General features: G+C 35.4%; 5 protein-coding genes. All 5 read left to right on the forward strand.

Annotated features, from left to right (window positions below):
- Positions 1–89 precede the first annotated feature (89 nt).
- From ABW636_RS06960 to ABW636_RS06980, 5 genes are read left to right on the forward strand one after another with little or no spacing between them, the layout of a single operon-like run.
- The gene (locus ABW636_RS06960; RefSeq protein ID WP_367589240.1) at positions 90–5,906 is read left to right on the forward strand and encodes a hypothetical protein; all 5,817 of its coding nucleotides are present in this window, start codon (positions 90–92) and stop codon (positions 5,904–5,906) included.
- A 10-nt stretch (positions 5,907–5,916) separates the two neighbouring features.
- Entirely contained in the window at positions 5,917–14,982 is a 9,066-nt protein-coding gene (locus ABW636_RS06965) for a BspA family leucine-rich repeat surface protein (protein ID WP_367589241.1), read from the forward strand.
- A gap of 11 nt (positions 14,983–14,993) precedes the next feature.
- The gene (locus ABW636_RS06970; RefSeq protein ID WP_367589242.1) at positions 14,994–15,629 is read left to right on the forward strand and encodes a hypothetical protein; all 636 of its coding nucleotides are present in this window, start codon (positions 14,994–14,996) and stop codon (positions 15,627–15,629) included.
- A gap of 57 nt (positions 15,630–15,686) precedes the next feature.
- Positions 15,687–18,419 carry a tail fiber domain-containing protein gene (locus tag ABW636_RS06975; protein WP_367589243.1) on the forward strand — a complete coding sequence of 911 codons (2,733 nt, stop codon included), beginning with the start codon at positions 15,687–15,689 and terminating at the stop codon, positions 18,417–18,419.
- Complete coding sequence (locus ABW636_RS06980) at positions 18,403–18,864, forward strand: BACON domain-containing protein (protein WP_367589244.1); 462 nt, start codon at positions 18,403–18,405, stop codon at positions 18,862–18,864. The genes ABW636_RS06975 and ABW636_RS06980 overlap by 17 nt, the downstream gene beginning before the upstream one ends.
- Positions 18,865–18,922: the final 58 nt, after the last annotated feature.

Below are 18,922 nucleotides of genomic sequence, written 5' to 3' on the forward strand. Positions count from 1 at the left end.
ATACCTTTTTTGAGCAATAAAAGCTGATATGTGCGCTAAGCACAATGAATAGTTAAAGACAAAAGTGTAAAAAATAAGAACCCGATATAATGCCACAAGTACCAATTACAACGAGATATTATCCTACCTTATCGACGATTATTACTCCAGAGGAGTTGCCAGAACTATTAGGTTTCCTAAAAGAAGCTATTACAGGGTTGCTTGACAATATCTATTATAAAGACCTACAGTATTCTAAAAGTGGCTATGGGGATCAAGCATTTTATAGTCTGCGTATCATCAGTAAAAATCGTTTAGAATTAGAGATACCAGGCACAGGGATATATATGGTACTTAACCCTGATATTACAGATGGTACGATATCTTCTTTTCCGATTACGGTACAGTATGAGTGGCCTATATTAGCTTATTTAAAATCCTTTGATCTTAATGGATTTTCGTTTTCGCTAGAGGATTTTTATCGTTTGGGATTGCAGGCACTTCATATTACAGAAGCGCAAGTGGTGGCTAATGCCATTAATATTTTTACAGAACCCACAGGGGACACTACCAATGTAGAACAAGCCATTGCAGATTTAAAAATTAATGTTCCCGATCCGGGTAACAATCCTGTATTGTCTATACTAGAAGCCATACGTTCACAACTCAATACCAGTCCAGAAGCAGCTATATTATCGACATATATCCTTAGTGATGACATAGAAGACACTAAAAAAAAGCTCAATAATTTTTTCAGGTCATTACTACCAACCGATGATGTAGAAGAATATATAAAAAACCTCATCTTACCTAAGTTTTCGGCAACACTTGCTTTATCCGCAGGAATTGATTTTCCCAGAAAACTATTACAACCTGTAGATCCCAATACGCTAGAGGTAATCCCTCCAACAGATCCAGAGACAGGGGCGCCTAGAGTAGGCTTCACCTTTGGAGAGGCATTGTTTTATGTAAGCACTGACAAAGGGATTGGTTACACCTTGGATATCGCATTATCTTCTACGGCACCAGCAATGATTGGTAATACAGGACTAATCATAGAAATCCAACGTCTTAAAGTAGATCTAAGTCAAAACGAAAATATACCCGAGGCAGATGCAGATGGTCGTCCTGCCAGTTTTCAAGGCGTATACGCACAATATGCTGCAGTCACCCTACCAAAAAAATGGTTTAACGAGCAGGATGGTACAGGTACTACAGGGCGATTGGCAGGATATGACTTGTTGGTAGGTACCGGGGGGATTTCGGGTACCATTGCTCTGGAAGTGATCAACCCCACAGAAACCAATCCAAAATTGGTAAAAACCATAGGAGATAAAGGCTTCGAAATTTCGTTCTCTAGTTTTGATATCTCTTTTAAACAAAATAAAATCATAGGCTCTAATATTGTAGGAGGCCTAAAAGTACCGCGTCTTAAAGACGGTAATGGTGACCCTGCAGAAATAGATATCGTAGGGCATCTTGATGATAACGGAGATTTTCTGGTCACCGCATCAGAGAAAGATGGGTTTGCTCCCATCAAAATCCCACAGGTGTTGGATCTATATATACAATCTCTAGAGGTAGGCAGCGAAGATGGTACATTCTTTATAGGAACTTCTTGTGAGATTGAGTTTACCAATCCTGTGATGAAAAAGTTATTGTCTGGTGATGAAAATGCCCCTTCACGAGTAGTCGTAGAACGATTAAGGATATATAGCGATGGTAGCCTAGAAATTGTAGGAGGGTCTATAGCTGTACCTGTTAATTTCTCGCTACAATTAGGGCCTGTAGATGTAAGTATCACCAATATTAACTTTGGTTCTCATCAACGGGAGTATGGTGGGCAGCTACGAAAATATAACTATTGGGGCTTTGATGGAGCTATCAGTGTAGACCCATTAGGCTTTGATGTAAGAGGAGATGGGGTTAAGTATTATTACACCGTTGATGATGGAGAAGGCAAACCCCACGATTCCTATATTCACATCAAAACAGTATCGGTCGACCTCATCATACCAGGTAATGCAAGTCCTGCATCAGCAACTGCTATTATCAACGGGTATGTGTCGATTCCAGAACCGGGAGTATCAAAAGAATATGCAGGTGGAATTTCGGTAAAATTGCCCAAAGCTAAAATGGCAGGGAGTGCCGAGATGCGTTTTATCCCAAAACACCCAGCATTTATCATTGATGCCTCTATAGAGATCCCTGTACCCATTCCAATAGCAGCTACAGGTTTAACATTTACAGGATTCAGGGGATTATTTGGATTCAGATATGTAGCAGAAAAAGAAGCTGTAGGACTGACCTCAGGACAGGATACTTGGTATGATTACTATGTATATCCTAAACGAGGGATCAATATCCAGAAATTCAGTAATCCAGAGCAAACCACCAGATATAAGAACCCTGTATCCATAGGAGCTGGAGCTACCATAAGTACCGCCGAGGGAGGAACTGTATTTTCTACGCGGGTAATGATTTTATTATCTATTCCTAGCCTATTCTTGATTGATGGTAGAGCCAGTATCTTATCCAAAGAATATGGGCTTGACGATACTGGAGAACCTCCTTTCTTTGCATTTTTGGCTTTTGGAGACAACTCGATAGAAGCAGGTATCGGTGCAGACTTCAAACTTCCGCAAGACAGCGGAGATATTATTCGATTGTATATAAATATACAGGCAGGATTCTTTTTTAACAATCCATCGGCTTGGTATATTAACATAGGTACTAGACAAAGACCAAACGAGGCCCGAATCCTGAATTTGATTACTGTACAGGCATACTTGCAACTATCTGCAAAAGGTATTGAAGCTGGAGCCAGAGCAGAATTTATTTTTGATAAAAAATTCGGCCCTGCCAAAGTGAAAGCCTGGTTGTTTATCGAAATAGGTGGAAAAATAAGCTTCGAGAAACCACAAATTGGTGGCTATATAGAAGCAGGAGGAGGACTCGAAGTAAGCTTCTGGGTACTTCGAATAGGAATATCCTTTTACTCAATATTTTCTGCTGAAGCACCTAAACCATTTCTTATATATGCCGAGGTACGGGTATGCGGTAGGATTAAAATCGGATTTATTAAAATTAGAAAATGTATTACTGCCAAAATAAAATGGGAAAAATCTAAGCATATAGACAGAGAAGCAATTCCGCCACTTTTGCCAGAACGTGCCGAAGAATTAGTGAAAGGAGTAAGTATGCTTACAGGCGAAGGTTTTGAATTACAAAAAATAACTGATGAAACAACTGGTGAAAATAGTGCATTTAACCTCGCTGTGTTACCACTAGATAGTTATATCGATATCAAGTTTACAAAAGCAGTGTTACCAAATGCAGTAAGATCAAAATTAGGAGGAGTCAACAATCCTCCAAAAGGATATACCGATTTGATCCCTCCACAAGCAACGGTTAAAGGAAATTCTTTGCGGCAAACAAAGCACAAATATGCAATTAAAGAAATTAATATAAAGGCTTGGGTAAACGATTCGAGATGGGAAGAGTATCATCCTTATGAGGCAATCGCAAAAGGCGCCGATACTAATGTAAATTTCAGCAAACTCAAAATAGGACATTGGCAAAAAACAGGAAAAGAGTATAGTAAAATTAGATTACTAACCGATAATCCTTTCTCATTTACAGAACAAGGAGAACCAGGATGGTTTGTACCAGAACAACTAGGAATTACTGCATCATCGTTATTTTGTGAAGGTGAAATACGAAAAGGACAATGTGCAAATTGGTTAAATAGACCACTTAGACGGCGATATCATGTGCCTTTGATAGATCCAAATTTTTTCTATCGACAAAAGGAACTCTATTTTCAAATTGAAGGAACATCATTTTTGAGGAATGGTCAAAATTATTTCAGAAGCGAGTATGCCGAAATTTCAAATGCACATAGCCCTTTTGATTTTGGTAAATCTCTTAAAATTGACAATACCAATGCTATTATACTGAAATTCCCAAATCCATCGAAAAAAGTAACCATGAAACTTACCAGTACCGCTCGTGGAGTTAATTTCAGGTTCTATAAAGCGGTTTCTTCAGATGATTCTAATCTGGTACAATATGAATTGATAACAAACGGAGAAATCTACAAGTTTTCTTCAGAATTATACAAAGAATTTACCTTCGAAAGTGAAACAGATACAATTTCTAAAGTAGTTATCGACCCTGAGACTTTTAATGAGGATGAGATCAATCGCCTACGAGAAGAAATAGAAGCATTGTTTAGCATCACGTATGATGAAAACATGGATGATGGGATTTCTAACATCAATGTTGGAATACCTAATGATAAAGAAACCTATGACCAATTGCTTTCAGAATTAGACGAAGCCAAAAGACAAGCTTGTAGCGCTACATTACCACCGCCTAGAGGTATTGGTGCCATGAAAATGGAAAATACATTTATTGTAGGGGTAGATGCTTTTAATAACGAGGATATAGACTATGAAACACAACCTCCATTTATGCCGCCTCAAGGACAAAAATGTTATACCCTTTTGCATGAAGTATGTTGGTTATCGGTAGAAGATTATGAGTTTAACATTAATATTCCGCAACAAGATGCTATTGAAGAAGATTTTCAGGAGAGTGTAAATGCAATTTCGAAAACGATAGATCCTATCTGGCGACCTAATACCAAATATAGAATTCATTTTAAACTATCTGATACAGTAGACAATGGTACAGAGCATTTCTTTGATTATTACTATGGGTTTAGAACGGCAGGACCTGTTGGACATTTTCATATAGATCCTAAGGCCAATTATGGGGATAGTATAGAAAAACCTGATCAATATCCTTTAACCTCGTTACGCAATTATATAAATTATAACAGGTCGTATCCTAATGCCAATGGAAGTCTGCTACAAGCAAAACCTTTGTTTTATGGTACCGAAGGCGGTAACAATGAAATTGCGATTTTCTTTACACGACCATATGTATATCACATGTTAACAAATTGGGAGCCCTATAATGGGTTACCAGCCCTTACCAATGAAATGCAAATTATTGTTAAAGACCCAATAGAAAAAGTTTCCTTTAGCAATCCACCAGAAACCATAGAAGAAATCGAAGCAATACCAGGAACAGTAGGTGAATGGACCGAAGATACATTACCTCTTATTCCTGAACATCATCAGTTTATTGCAAATATGGTGGCTAATCAAAACTGCGTACCAACCTTAGGTGATGCGATCATCCCAAAAAGTTTTAAAAGAACGGTTTCCATTACAAATCTAAAACCCAGAAAAATGTATACAGCTCTGGTAAATAATATTTTTGAAGGCAAGACGGTACAAGTACATGATTTTGTATTCCAAACCTCAAGATATAAGGACTTCAAGGAGCAGGTAAATAGCTATTTCATGAAAGATGAAAACGATACTATTTGTCAGGCATTATTTGATGTCCATATCGATGTGAATAAAGTAGAGCTAAGAGCAGCGTATAGCACGGTGACAGGAAGTCCTAATGCCGATAGTAATCAAAAAGAAACCGATCAACTTAATTGGTTTGATAGAGTAACCGAAGGGATTTTAAAAATACCACCTTTGGATCCACCAGTCACTACAGAAATAAATGTAATTAGAAATGCAGATGGTACTACAGTCGGTATATTGGTTCGTAATCCAGAACCCTTCAATGACCCTAAAACGCCATTAGATATTATTACAGGAAAAAATAATCCAGGTCAACAGGCTTTTACAGTATTAAATCAAGCGGGAAATATAAACAACGATTTCAAGATTTTGTATGCCAAAGACTACGCACAATGCATCATTATGAAACAAGAAAGTACAACGATACAAATTACAGATAAGACACTCAATTTTAGATATAAATACCTACGCTGGAATGGGGATCGATATGAGGTAAAAGATGAAGTAGTGGTTAGTGATGTTTTAATTAATAGTTAAGTAAAAGAAAATGGCAGAAAGAGATTATTTTATAACAACCTGGGAAACAACAACCGAAAACGAGTCTATATCAATACCAACTGTAATAACTAGGTATGATTATACCATAGATTGGGGAGATGGCGCTATAGAGACAAATGTAACTACAGGTGCTTCACATACATATGAAGTACCAGGGATTTATACTATAAAAATACTTGGAATCTTTCCAATGTTATACTTTAGAAATCATAAAGACAGAGATAAGATTTTAACCATAGAGCAATGGGGTACTATACAATGGCAATCCATGAGTAATGCTTTTGCATCTTGTTCTCGATTAACCTTAAACGCAACCGATACTCCAGATTTATCTCAGGTAAAAGATATGAGTAGTATGTTTATGTGGGCTACTTCATTTAATGGAGATGTAAGTAATTGGGATGTAAGTAAGGTTACAAATATGACAAATATGTTTAGAGAGGCTACGTCTTTTAATGGGGATGTTAGTAGGTGGAATGTAAGTAACGTAACTGCAATGGGAGGTATGTTTTGGGGAGCGAAGAGCTTTAATGCAGATATAAGGAATTGGGATGTGAGTCAGGTTGCTAGTATGTGGAGTATGTTTTATTACGCAGAGCTATTCAATGCTGATTTAAGTAACTGGAATGTAAGTAAGGTTACTAGTACGCAAAGCATGTTTCGTTCTGCAAAATCTTTCACTTCTGATCTAAGCAATTGGGATGTGAGTCAGGTTACGAATATGTCCCAAATGTTTCAACAAGCTACTTCATTTAATAGCGATCTCGGTAATTGGGATGTTAGTAGTGTAACCTCTATGAGAAACATGTTTACATTAGCATGGATTTTTGAAAGTAACTTAAGTAACTGGAACGTTAGTAATGTAATAGATATGTATGGAATGTTTCATTCTGCAAGATCTTTTAACTCTGACTTAAGTAATTGGGATGTAAGTAAGGTAACTAACATGCAAAATATGTTTGCAGGGACAAAAGTTTTTGAAAGCGATTTAAGTCAATGGAATGTAGACAATGTTACAAATATGAGTGGAACATTTTCTGGGGCAAGTATTTTTACTAGTGATTTAAGTAGTTGGAATGTAAGTAAAGTTACGACCATGCAGAGTATGTTTGCTAGTGCGGCTCTTTTTAATTCTGATGTAAGTGATTGGAACATGCGTAATGTTACCAATACATCCTTTATGTTTTTTAATGCAAAACTATTTAATTCAGATTTGAGCAATTGGCAAGTACAAAACGTAACAAATATGCATGGGATGTTTGATGGAGCAACATCTTTTAATTCTGATGTAAGCAGCTGGAACGTAGGTAAGGTGACAAATATGTCCCGAATGTTTAGAGGTACTCGGTTCAATCCTGATGTTCGTATGTGGGATGTAAGCTATGTAACTAATATGGAAAAAATGTTCAATGTAGCAACTTCCTTTAATCAAGATATAGGTAGTTGGAATGTGAGCAACGTAACTAATATGGAAGAAATGTTCCATGTAGCAACTTCTTTTAATCAAGATATAGGTAGTTGGAATGTGAGTAATGTAACTAATATGGAGGGGATGTTTCGAAGAGCAACTTCTTTTAATCAAGATATAGGTAGTTGGAATGTGAGTAATGTTACAAATATGTTTACAATACTTACTGAATCAAAACTATCTACCAAAAATTATGATGCCTTACTCATCGGTTGGAGTCAATTGAATTTACAACAAGAAGTCAAATTTTATGCTGGATTAAGTACCTATTGTAAAGGTAAAGAAGCTAAAACCTCTATTATAAACCGGTTTAAGTGGAGTATTTTTGATGCAGGGGAAGAATGTTTAAGTGTTGATCTTACTCAATCGATTATTACGGCCAATCCGACCAGTATAGAAGCTAATGGGACTTCGACATCTACTATTACAGTTCAATTAAAAGATGCATCCGGAGTAAATATCGATACGGGGGGTAGTACTGTTACTATGGCCACTACCAGAGGTTCCTTAAGTACAGTAACCGACAATAATGATGGTACGTATACAGCAATATTAACCTCTTCTACACAAGCTGGAGCAGCTGTTGTGTCTTTTACTGTTGATAGTGTTATAGCATCACAAACGGCCGGTGTTAAGTTTGTTTCTCAAGAAACAAATTATTTTATCACAACCTGGGAAACAACAACCAATAATGAGTCTATAACAATACCTATTATTGATACTGGTTATGATTACAATTACACTATTGATTGGGGGGATGGTACGGTAGATACTAATGTAATCGGTACTGCTACGCATACGTATGTAGCACTAGGTATACATACCATAAAAATAAGCGGAAACTTTCCTAGGATATATTTTTCTCAGTTTGAAGACCAGAATAAAATATTAACCATAGAGCAATGGGGAACTATGAAATGGGATTCTTTGGCATTTGCTTTTAACGGCTGTAAGAATTTAACATTAAGAGCTACTGATACACCAGATTTATCCTTGACAACAAGTCTTCGAAACATGTTTTCTGGCGCAACTTCATTTAATGGAGATCTCAGCAATTGGGATGTGAGTAATATTACCGATATGTCCCACATGTTTAACGGCGCAACTTCCTTTAATTCAGATATTAGTAGCTGGGATACAAGTAATGTTATTAGAATGGATTGGATGTTTTATCAAGCTTCTTCATTTAATTCAGATATTAGTAATTGGAATGTATCAAAAGTAATTGGAATGAATAGTCTTTTTCGTTCGGCTACTTCTTTTAATTCAGATCTTAGTAATTGGGATGTAAGTCAGGTTACTGTTATGAATAGCTTATTTCGTTCAGCTACCTCATTTAATTCAGATTTAAGTAATTGGAACGTTAGTAATGTAACAGACATTAGTTGGATTTTTTCTAATGCAACTTCCTTTAATTCAGATCTAAGCACTTGGAATGTAGGTCAGGCTATTACTATGAGAAGGATGTTTTATGCTGCAATTAACTTCAATTCGGACCTCAGTAATTGGGATGTAAGTAAAGTTACTAATATGGCCAATATGTTTCAAGCCGCTACTTCCTTCAATTCAAATCTAGGTAATTGGAATGTGAGTAACGTTACCAACATGTCTAAAATGTTTAGCGGAGCTATATCTTTTAATGCTGATTTAGGAAGATGGGATGTGAGCAAGGTCACTGTTATGGATAATATGTTTTTGACAGTAAAACTATCTATTGAGAACTACGATGCTATACTAATTGGCTGGAGTCAGTTAAACCTACAGCAAAACGTAGAGTTTCATGGAGGCTATAGTAATTACTGTAAAGGAGCAGAAGCTAGAGCGCGCATAATAAGTCAATTTAAGTGGATAATCACAGATGCAGGTGAAGATTGCCCAATTACAATAGAAATTAATGAGACTAGCTACCTACAAACTCCACATCTCTATTTGCAAGCTGCGGGTTCTACCGGTACCGATGGTAGTGTGCCAGGAGTACATTTGCGATGGATGTTTAAAAACAAATTAGGAGAGCAACATTTACCAAAAGGTAATCATGCAAGTAATGAACTTAATTTTAACAAACCCGATGATTTTGTTAAGGTGTATAAAACGCCATACATCAAAGAACAACTTACCATTGATTTGGCGACAACACCAACTCTGGTAGATGATCAAAATACCTTATGGATCTATCGTATTAATAGCAAAAAATATTTTGTTCACTTTAGAAATCAGCTAGCTTATCAAAATGCAAGACAAACCATTAACCCATTATCAGGAAATCCATTAGAGTTTATTAGGCAATATGGAAACCAATTAATAGAGATAGAAAGTAAGGATGAGCTAGTATTTTCTGCAGAGCTTATCGCTTTAGATACCATTCCTAATAGTACTCTAAAAACAGAATTACTTGCTGTAGATGACAACAAACTAAGTGCTTCCAAAAATATTGTAGCAAGAAAAACATTTACATCAGCCGCTTTATCAGATACCTACCAATCAGCAGAAAACATAAGAAGTATACGATATCTTGGTACTAGCTGTGTTGTAAAAGAAATAAAATTTGAATTATATAGTACCGTAATTTCTACTGCGAATGAAAATAATACATGGGTTGAACTAGGTGAGTTTGCATTAACCAATCTCGATACAGAAGCTTTTAGCAGATTAGAGAATACTGCAAATACAATTCATGGTAGATGGCCAAAATTTAATGATGGTTGTTTTGTAAATCTTGATAATTATAAAGATCGTTGGAGTGGACCACAAGAAGCAGGAGATAGAAATCTTAAAGAGATTATTAATAAATATATAGAATTAAGTAATCAAGGACTTAATCCACGAGCATTAGAGAGTCTAACATATTCAGAAACTGTAGATGGAGAGACCATATCCGATTCGATAGAAATTTCTAATCTCGATATGCTGTTTATTGCTTCTTTAGATTATCATATGGCTCGTATGATGGGATTAGGGTATCTGGACACCGAGGTGAATAGTGATACCGAGAAGTATATTTACATGACCGAGTATATGACTAAAGGTAACCTAGGTGATGGCGTTAGGGATAAGGAAGTACAGCATTTATACGTTTCTATCCCTACAGGAAGGCAAGATGAGCGTTTACCAATCCCTATGGATCTAAAACCTCCAGTGCCTGGTGTGCCTAAAAGAGATGGTGAGGTAACTATAGGACTCACAGATAATGAAGGATATACCGCTTCTGGGAAACAACGTTATATTACTTTATATACAGAAGAGTTAAAAGACTATCATACACAAGCTTTTTATGAAACCGAAGAAGAATTTAATACCTCGCAGGAAACTACTCCGGTGTATGCAGGAATAGAATATAAAAAAGAAGGAGAGACAGATTGGCGCAGACCAGAAATTTCGAGTACAACAGAGTATTTCAATGCATTAATTTCTGGAGAAGATCAAATTCCTGAAACCGTACCACTTAACATTCCAGATGCCGAAGATTCTCTTTTTGTACATCGCGAAACAGAAAAAGGAACACATATATATAGTTCTTATGGGATTAATTGGTTTAGTAGGTCACAACAGAGTACCATTAGTCATTCTATAACGACCACTTTTAAACCAGATAATAGATTATTACCTCCATCAGGAATTAATGCGGTGCATATTGTAGAAGAACGACCATTTGTACTTACGTCTTTCGATGAGCAAGTGATGCTTGAAGCAAATACAAGATCTGATGATACAATCGTAAGGCTTTTATTTGATTATAATAGTGAGCAGGAACTGATCTCTTATAAGATTACAGAAGAAGATGAGATAAAATATCCTGATTTATTAGATCCAAATGCCATTTTTAAAGATAGCGATGAGGTATTTGCCGAAGAGATCGAACTTTTCTTCCGAAATGAAGTGCCACAAAATATTACTGGAAAGGTAAAAAGAGTCACTACAGATCCTAACAACGAGATTTTGGCCGTTGTTGAAACCGAATCATATCAGATTCATAGTACAGGAGAAGAAGTCATACCTATAATTCCTACTGGAATGCCTCCATCTCATTTTGTAGGGGGAGTTTTAGCTACGGGAAATGATCAATTCATTATTCATAGTCTTAATGTAGTTCCCGGTGTTGCGCCAACTTTTGTAGTATATAAAAAAGAAATAGGCGATGCCATACAAAACAATATAGAACCCAATCCAAACTCAGCATTACAAAGCCCAGAGGCAGAAGGTGGTTTTATGGCAATAGAAAATATGGTATCGTCGTCTAGCTGGGGTACAAACAATCCTTATTCTCTTAAGGTAGAAGTTCCTAATTGGGCTGTTCATAGAGAACTAATACTTCAGCAAGGTGCAGATACCGATCTTGAAAAAACGATAGAAAAAACCAGAGGTATTTGGGAACTAAGCGCTACAATATCAGAAGTCCTTCAGGCAACATCAGTTAACGATACAAATGAAGTTACAGAACAAATTCATAAAGGGACATATAAAATTGAGTTTAATCAAACCTTGGCGCAACATCCACAATTTGCAGCCAATGCAAACTCTGTAGAATGGTATGGTGGTATCATTAGAGTTCATACTTCTACAGATCCTAATGGCCCGAGAAGAATTCTCAAAGTAATTAAACTCGAAAATATTGGGACTACTAATAATTTGATAGTATATGCAATAGATGATACATTCCAGCCTGTAACAGAACAAGACTCTGATGTAGTCATAAACTATGCCTCTGATAATCCTATTGAGACTGGTAATGCAGTTTCTGTTAACTTTTATCCAGGATACCGATTATACTTATACGCAGACACGAACTGGGGGCTAATCAAAGAGAACTTGCTTCCAGATGAAGGAGAAGGAATCAAGTATTCTATATTTGGTTTACGTAGTATTGATAAGAGCTATACTACTGCAGGTGATTTTTATAAATCTCAAATTGGCACTCCTGGAATGATGTTTACTCAGGAAGTAACCGATGCTTTACAACCAGAGTTGCCGCAAGGAGCTTTATATGCAACTAGACCTGATAGTTTCGGTAAAGCTACCTATACACTCACGACCGTATTTAAACATAAGCCCCATTCTGTTCTATATTATAGATCTGATGATCAGTCTATTTTAAACACACTCTATAGAGCAGGTACCATAATTGCAATTAAAGAAAAACTAGCGTCTTTTGGTAAAGATATTTACTTCTCAAGCAGGTGGAATAATTTATTAGGGTTTGATTATACATACCCGACTAATGATTCTGTAAACGAAAATGGGCAATTTGGGATATATCCCCCTTTTAATGATGGATACAGATTTCCGAATCCAGATAATCCTGCACTATTTTCCATTATTAATTCAGATATCAATAAGTTTAATAATGAGAATAACCAAAACATTCCAAATGTTACTCCTGGAGATTTAATTCCTAGTTCTGTAATTATTCCAGGCGGTGATGATGGTGAAGATACGACCCTTACTGATTATATTAAGTTTGGGACTTTTAATGCGTTCGCACCTTTAACAGAAGTACCTTTACTATTTAGTAAAATTAACTCACACCCATATCAGCCGGTCAATAAAAAACAGCAAATTCGGGATAGAAATGGTAATTTATTGAAACCTAATCATCCTGATTTTGACATAGCACCAATGGCTAAGAAAATAGGAACCAGAGAAGTGTTATTTACAGATTTCACCCTCGACGGAACTTCTAACAATATCTATTTCTATATGACAAGAGAAATGGCCAACACATTGCAATTAAGTGATTTTAGTCCGGTTCTAGGACCTATTAAATTGGTAAATACGAGAGCTCCACAAACTCCAGAAATAAAAAGGATATTACCTGTATTGGCTTCACAAAATTTTAAATTACAAAAGATACGATTGGATTTTGTTGATAATAGCAATATTGTTGTGGTCGACGGAAATTCAATAGTTAAAACCTCGGATGATAATTGGGATGCAGGAACAGCTAGTAAGCAAATTTTGAAGGGTAATGGGTTTGTTTCCTATCAATGCTCAAGTGGCGGTGCTGCAATGGTTGGGTTTTCTAGAATGAATAAAAATGATCATTTTAATACAATTGAATATGCCCTATATGCTAATTCAGCGAATAAGTTATTCGTATATCAAAATGGTCAAAATATTGAAGAAATAGGGAGTTATGACCAAAATTCTGTTCTAAAGATAGAACGAAAAGGTAATAAAATTTTGTTTAGCAAAGATGATCAGGTTTTATATACCTTGATATTAGAATCCATTCCTGAAGGTTTGCTATTAGATCTTGCAATGCATAAAAAAGATACTTCTTTATCTCATATTGAATTGCATTGTGATGATCAGTATTATGCTGAAGAAACGTTACTAAGTACAGCAATACCCTTAACCTATACGAATGAGGACAATATAGAGATTGTAGACAATACGGTTACTAAAATTTTTGGGAGCAATGCATGGGATACCGGTGGAAATACAAATCAGTATGTTCCCTTTTATGGCTCTGTAAGTTATAAAGTATTAGACAACACCAATATTATGCTTGGTCTCACATCATATAATGAAAATTCTGGAATAAGCGATATCGATTTTTCATTATATGCCAAAGAAGATGGATTTCTGTATGTTTATAAAAATGGAATCCAAATTGCAAAATGTATCTCTTATGATGAAAACAGCCTGCTTACCATAGAAAGAAGAAACATGGTCATTTTCTTTAAAAAGAACAATAGACCATTTTATGATCTTTTGATTGAAGATAATATCCCTTTGCTAGTTGATTTTTCATTATATCAATTAGGCAGCAAAATTATGGATCTTTCGGTTTCTAAAACTGATAAGTTAATTAAACATCTTACTCCTTCTGTAGGAGTAAGTCCAGGTCTTTCTATTGAATTGAATAGTTATCAAAAAGAACAGAATATTAGAAAGCTGAGTCTTTACAGAACACTCGATCCAATAAATGCACTATCCATTAGAACGATGGATTTGGTAAAAACCATAGATCTTACGTTAGACAACCAAATTAATGAAAGTATATGGAGGGTAAACGATGCTTTTAGAGATCTTAATTTTATCCCATATGGAGATCCACTATTTTATAGAGTGACTGTATCAAGAGAAGTAGAATATGCCAAAGGTATAGATTCAGCATCAATTATTGTTACAGAATATGCACCTTCAGAACCTTCAAAATTATTAATAAGTAGTATTGTAGAGTCTACCAATCCTGAAGCCCCAGAGCCAAAATATAGTTTTGATCCTACCTCAGATCCAAAAATAATTGATACCGTTATTTTAAAATGGAATAAAAAAACTCATAATGGGAAGTATCATATTTATAAGATGAATACCCAAGGAAATTGGGTTAAAATTCATGAGTTAATAACCAATGAAGACGATGTACAGTTATTACTATCAGAGACTTCCTTACAAAACGGAAGTATCGAAATACTTGATGAAGATTTGCTTCCGATATATCATCATTTTAAAGTAGATGTAGAAAACTCTGCAGGAATGATCAATCTTAAAAGTAACATACTTACAATTTCGGGAAATACAGTTGTTGAAGAGGAACAAGGTATTGGCAGTATGATTATAGAAAATACAAATCTAATTCGATAAAAAGTTACAAAATGGAAAAAAGTAGAAATGAACTAAAGAATCGTTTTAAAAAAGGGTTAAAGCCTACAGAACAAGATTATGAAGACTTGATTGACAGCTTTTTAAACCGAATAGAAGATGATTTTGTAGCAAACCTACCTAATGCAACTACCACGCAAAAAGGTATTGTTGAACAAGCAACATTGGCCGAGGTAGAATCTGCTAATGATGACACAAGATTTGTCACCCCCCAAGGAGCCAAAAGAGCAGCAGAGAAGCATTCACTAGTAAAGAGTGTTAACGGTAAAACAGGAGTCGTAACCATAACTGAATATCAAGAAGAAGATAGTGGTTGGCAAACTCCTACATTACAAAATAATATTACCAATTATGGGACATCAACTTATCAAAGTACCCGATATAGAAAAAAGAATAATATTGTATTTATAGAAGGTGTGATCAAAGGGCAAACCGTTAATAATGATAAAACTGTAGTAGTTTTCAAGTTACCTGCAGGTTTTAGACCTTCAAAGCAATTGATATTTAGCGGAGTTAAAACAGGTAATATTACTATTAGAATAGATGTAAAATCTAATGGAGATATAACATGCTACAATTTTGGAGCAGTGTGGACAAGTATATCAGGAATATCCTTTGCGGTAGAGTAATGGTTTAAAACGACATAACCTATTTACCTTAAATTAAACAACACAAAATAAAAGATCATGGCAATAAAATCAAAGAATACACTTAAAACATATTTTGAAACAGCGGATATACCTACCGAACAACAGTTTGCTGATTTAATAGATAGTTTTTGGCATTTTACTGATGATGGAGTATCAATTCAATCATTTACTACCGACCCCTCTGGAAATATTGTGATTACCTTATCGGATGAAAGAATAATTACTATAAAACAACTAAGGCCAAACATAGACTATATTGCAAAAACAGGAGGAGATTTTACAGGTAGAGTACAGGTAATAAATAGAAAGGATTTTACAGGGGTTTATATGGGCACCGATGGAGAGTTTAATACATCTCATAAAAATCCTTTTGGAACTTATAAAGGATTTTCTGTAACACCTTTTAATGATGGCTCTGGTAGGATAAATTATCAATTTAGAGGCGTTCCAAAGGAAAATGGAAGCGGTGATCAATTATTACAGCTTGGGGTTTATCAAGATACTAAAACCATTAAAAATGAAGTTTCTAGTATGCAAATGTTTCAACCTAACTCCTTGTTTGTAATTGGAGGGTGGCTTGGAGCACATGGAACAAGTGAAGGCTATAAAGAAGGAGATAAATTTAGAGTAATAAATGGAAATGCAGAGATAGATGGAGAGTTAAGAGTTAAGAGTATAAGATCATCTGGACCTATTCTGGAAAACGGTGTACCTCTGGCTACTCAACCTTGGGTAAACAATTTATTTGTTGGTACTGGGCCTAATACCAAAGCAAAAGATAGTGATAAACTTGATGGAATTGATTCTACAGGCTTTGTGCGCAAGGGAATAGATGCAAACCAAGCCTGGAATGGTCAATATCTTATTTTTAATTATACCGATGCAGGTAATGTAGATGCTATCAGTTATAATGATACTGATAATAGTTTTCATTTTAATGCAGACACTGCTAAAACTAATACTGCTGCAAATGCCAATGTAAATGCTGGAGAGTTCCGTATTAAGAATATAAATACGAGGTTAAGAAAAGGAACAAATAACTCTTTGCAGATAAAAACAAACCATGGATATGTAGATATCGGTCCACAAAACACTTCTCATGTTCATTTTCAAACAGATAGAAAATCTTTTTATTTTGATAAGAAAATACTTGTAAATGGTGATATTGGGATCTACAATAAAGACACCTATATGCGAAAGAGCGATGGTGCAATTTTTGAAAATGGTGTTCGTGTTGCCACTCAAAATTGGGTAAATAATTTATTTATTGGAACAGGGTCTAATACCAAAGCAAAAGATAGTGATAAATTAGATGGTATAGATTCTACAGGTTTTGCAAGGCAGTATGCAATTCCATCAAAAACTGTTAATAAAGGTTGGTATACCATTGCTATTAACCCAGGTAATCGGGCAAGTGCAATGTTTGTTTTACGTGATACGAAATCAAGTAATCATCAAACAGTGCATTTTTATGCTTCACATCATTACGGTAATGGTAATGTAATTAATGTTTTATCCAATTCAAAATATAGCAATGGAGGTACCATAAGATATGTTAGAATTAAAGAAAACTCTACATACGATGGCGCAATGCTTCAGGTTTACATAGATGCAGATACTTCTCCAGTGTCAGGTTGGATTTTAGAAAATTATCAAATTAGCGGATGGATTGCAAGAAATTGGATCCTTGATGGAACAGATCCAACTGGCTTACCTGATTTTGCTAAACTTACCAATATAGCAGTTCAAATTGATTTAGATAAAACTCAAGGAATACTGTCCTCTGAAGAAATGTTTGTTAAAAATAACAGAGTATATCATGAAGGGTTTAAGCCAACCGCTGCAGCTGTAGGAGCTTTAGCAGTAAACGCCAAAGCTACAGATAGTGACAAACTTGATGGACTTGATAGTAGCGCATTTATACGATCCAATGCAAATGATACATTTACAGGGGTATTATCTGTAGGCTCTACAAACAGTAGACAAGCAGGAATTTATGGCATCTATGATAGTAAAAAAACAAGCCATATATGGTCCATAGGGACTGCTTATAAAATAGCAGCCAATGGTTCAAATTTCGGTAACTTATATGGTTTTGGGTATAAACATACCAACAATGCAACAGGGGGTACAATGGCCGGTGGTCACCAAGTAGTTTGGTGTGAAAATGGGAATCCAAGGGCAGCATTAGGGAGTAACATATGGACAGCAGGCGATATATATGCTAACGGAAACTATTATTTTGGAGATGGTAAGAGAATTATACAGTTTAGTGATGGTTGGTTACGAATAAATCCAGCCAATAATTTTGGTTCAGGGATTTATTGTGGCACAGGAATTTTAAGAACAGATGGGCAATTTCAAGTAGGACCTAATGGTAATCGTTTTAAAGTTGATAGTAGGGGTAACACCATTGCTTCAGGTAATGTTACTGCTTACTCAGATATACGATTAAAAACAGATATACAACCTATAAGAGAGAATTTTCTAAATAAAATAGATCAATTAACTCCTTCATATTACAAATGGAAAGATGAATCAAAAGATCAGACAGAACAATTAGGGTTTATTGCACAAGAAGTAAAAGAAGTTTTTCCAGAATGGGTACATCAAAGTAATGAACATTATGCAATGTCCTATGATAAAATGGGAGCCGTTCTTGCTGTAAAAGGAGTACAAGAACTTCATGCTGAAGTGAAAACTTTAAAAGAAGAAATAAAAGAGCTTAGATCACTAATTAAAGAATTAAAAAATGGCATTACCAACTAGTGGAAAGATAAGCATTGCCGATATTTTTAAGGAAATGGGAAAGCAACCAAGTAAAATAGGCCTTAATGAATTGGCTAAACTTTGGTATGACAAAACTAAAAAAGCAAAATTTAACAACACAAAGCACAATTTAAGCGATTGGTATGGTGAAAAATGGATAAATATTGCGTTAACAGTTTCACCCACAAGAATTATTTTTCAAGCCTATGACGATAGTGCCATCATAAACGTAATAAGTAATACTTCTTGGGAAGTTAGTACAGTTCAAGGATCCTTTGTAAGTGTTTCGATTGGACCAGGAAATGGGAATGGAAGTTTTTATATCCATCCAGAAACCAATAATAAAAGAGATGACAGATCCACTTTCGTAAATATTAAATCTATTAATGGGAATGAGAACGTTAACATAACCATATATCAGTATGGTCAACGACAAGGTCCTTAGGACTTAACAAATCTATCAGATGGGACAAGGTGATTAATGACAATAAAAAAGTGTTTCG

The organism is Aquimarina discodermiae (genome assembly GCF_040786235.1).
In the GTDB taxonomy this organism is placed as follows: Bacteria; Bacteroidota; Bacteroidia; order Flavobacteriales; family Flavobacteriaceae; genus Aquimarina.

Coding starts and splice junctions, on each gene's coding strand:
- ABW636_RS06960 (WP_367589240.1), top strand. CDS start 90: ATGCCACAAGTACCAATTACAACGAGATATTATCCTACCTTATCGACG.
- ABW636_RS06965 (WP_367589241.1), top strand. CDS start 5,917: ATGGCAGAAAGAGATTATTTTATAACAACCTGGGAAACAACAACCGAA.
- ABW636_RS06970 (WP_367589242.1), top strand. CDS start 14,994: ATGGAAAAAAGTAGAAATGAACTAAAGAATCGTTTTAAAAAAGGGTTA.
- ABW636_RS06975 (WP_367589243.1), top strand. CDS start 15,687: ATGGCAATAAAATCAAAGAATACACTTAAAACATATTTTGAAACAGCG.
- ABW636_RS06980 (WP_367589244.1), top strand. CDS start 18,403: ATGGCATTACCAACTAGTGGAAAGATAAGCATTGCCGATATTTTTAAG.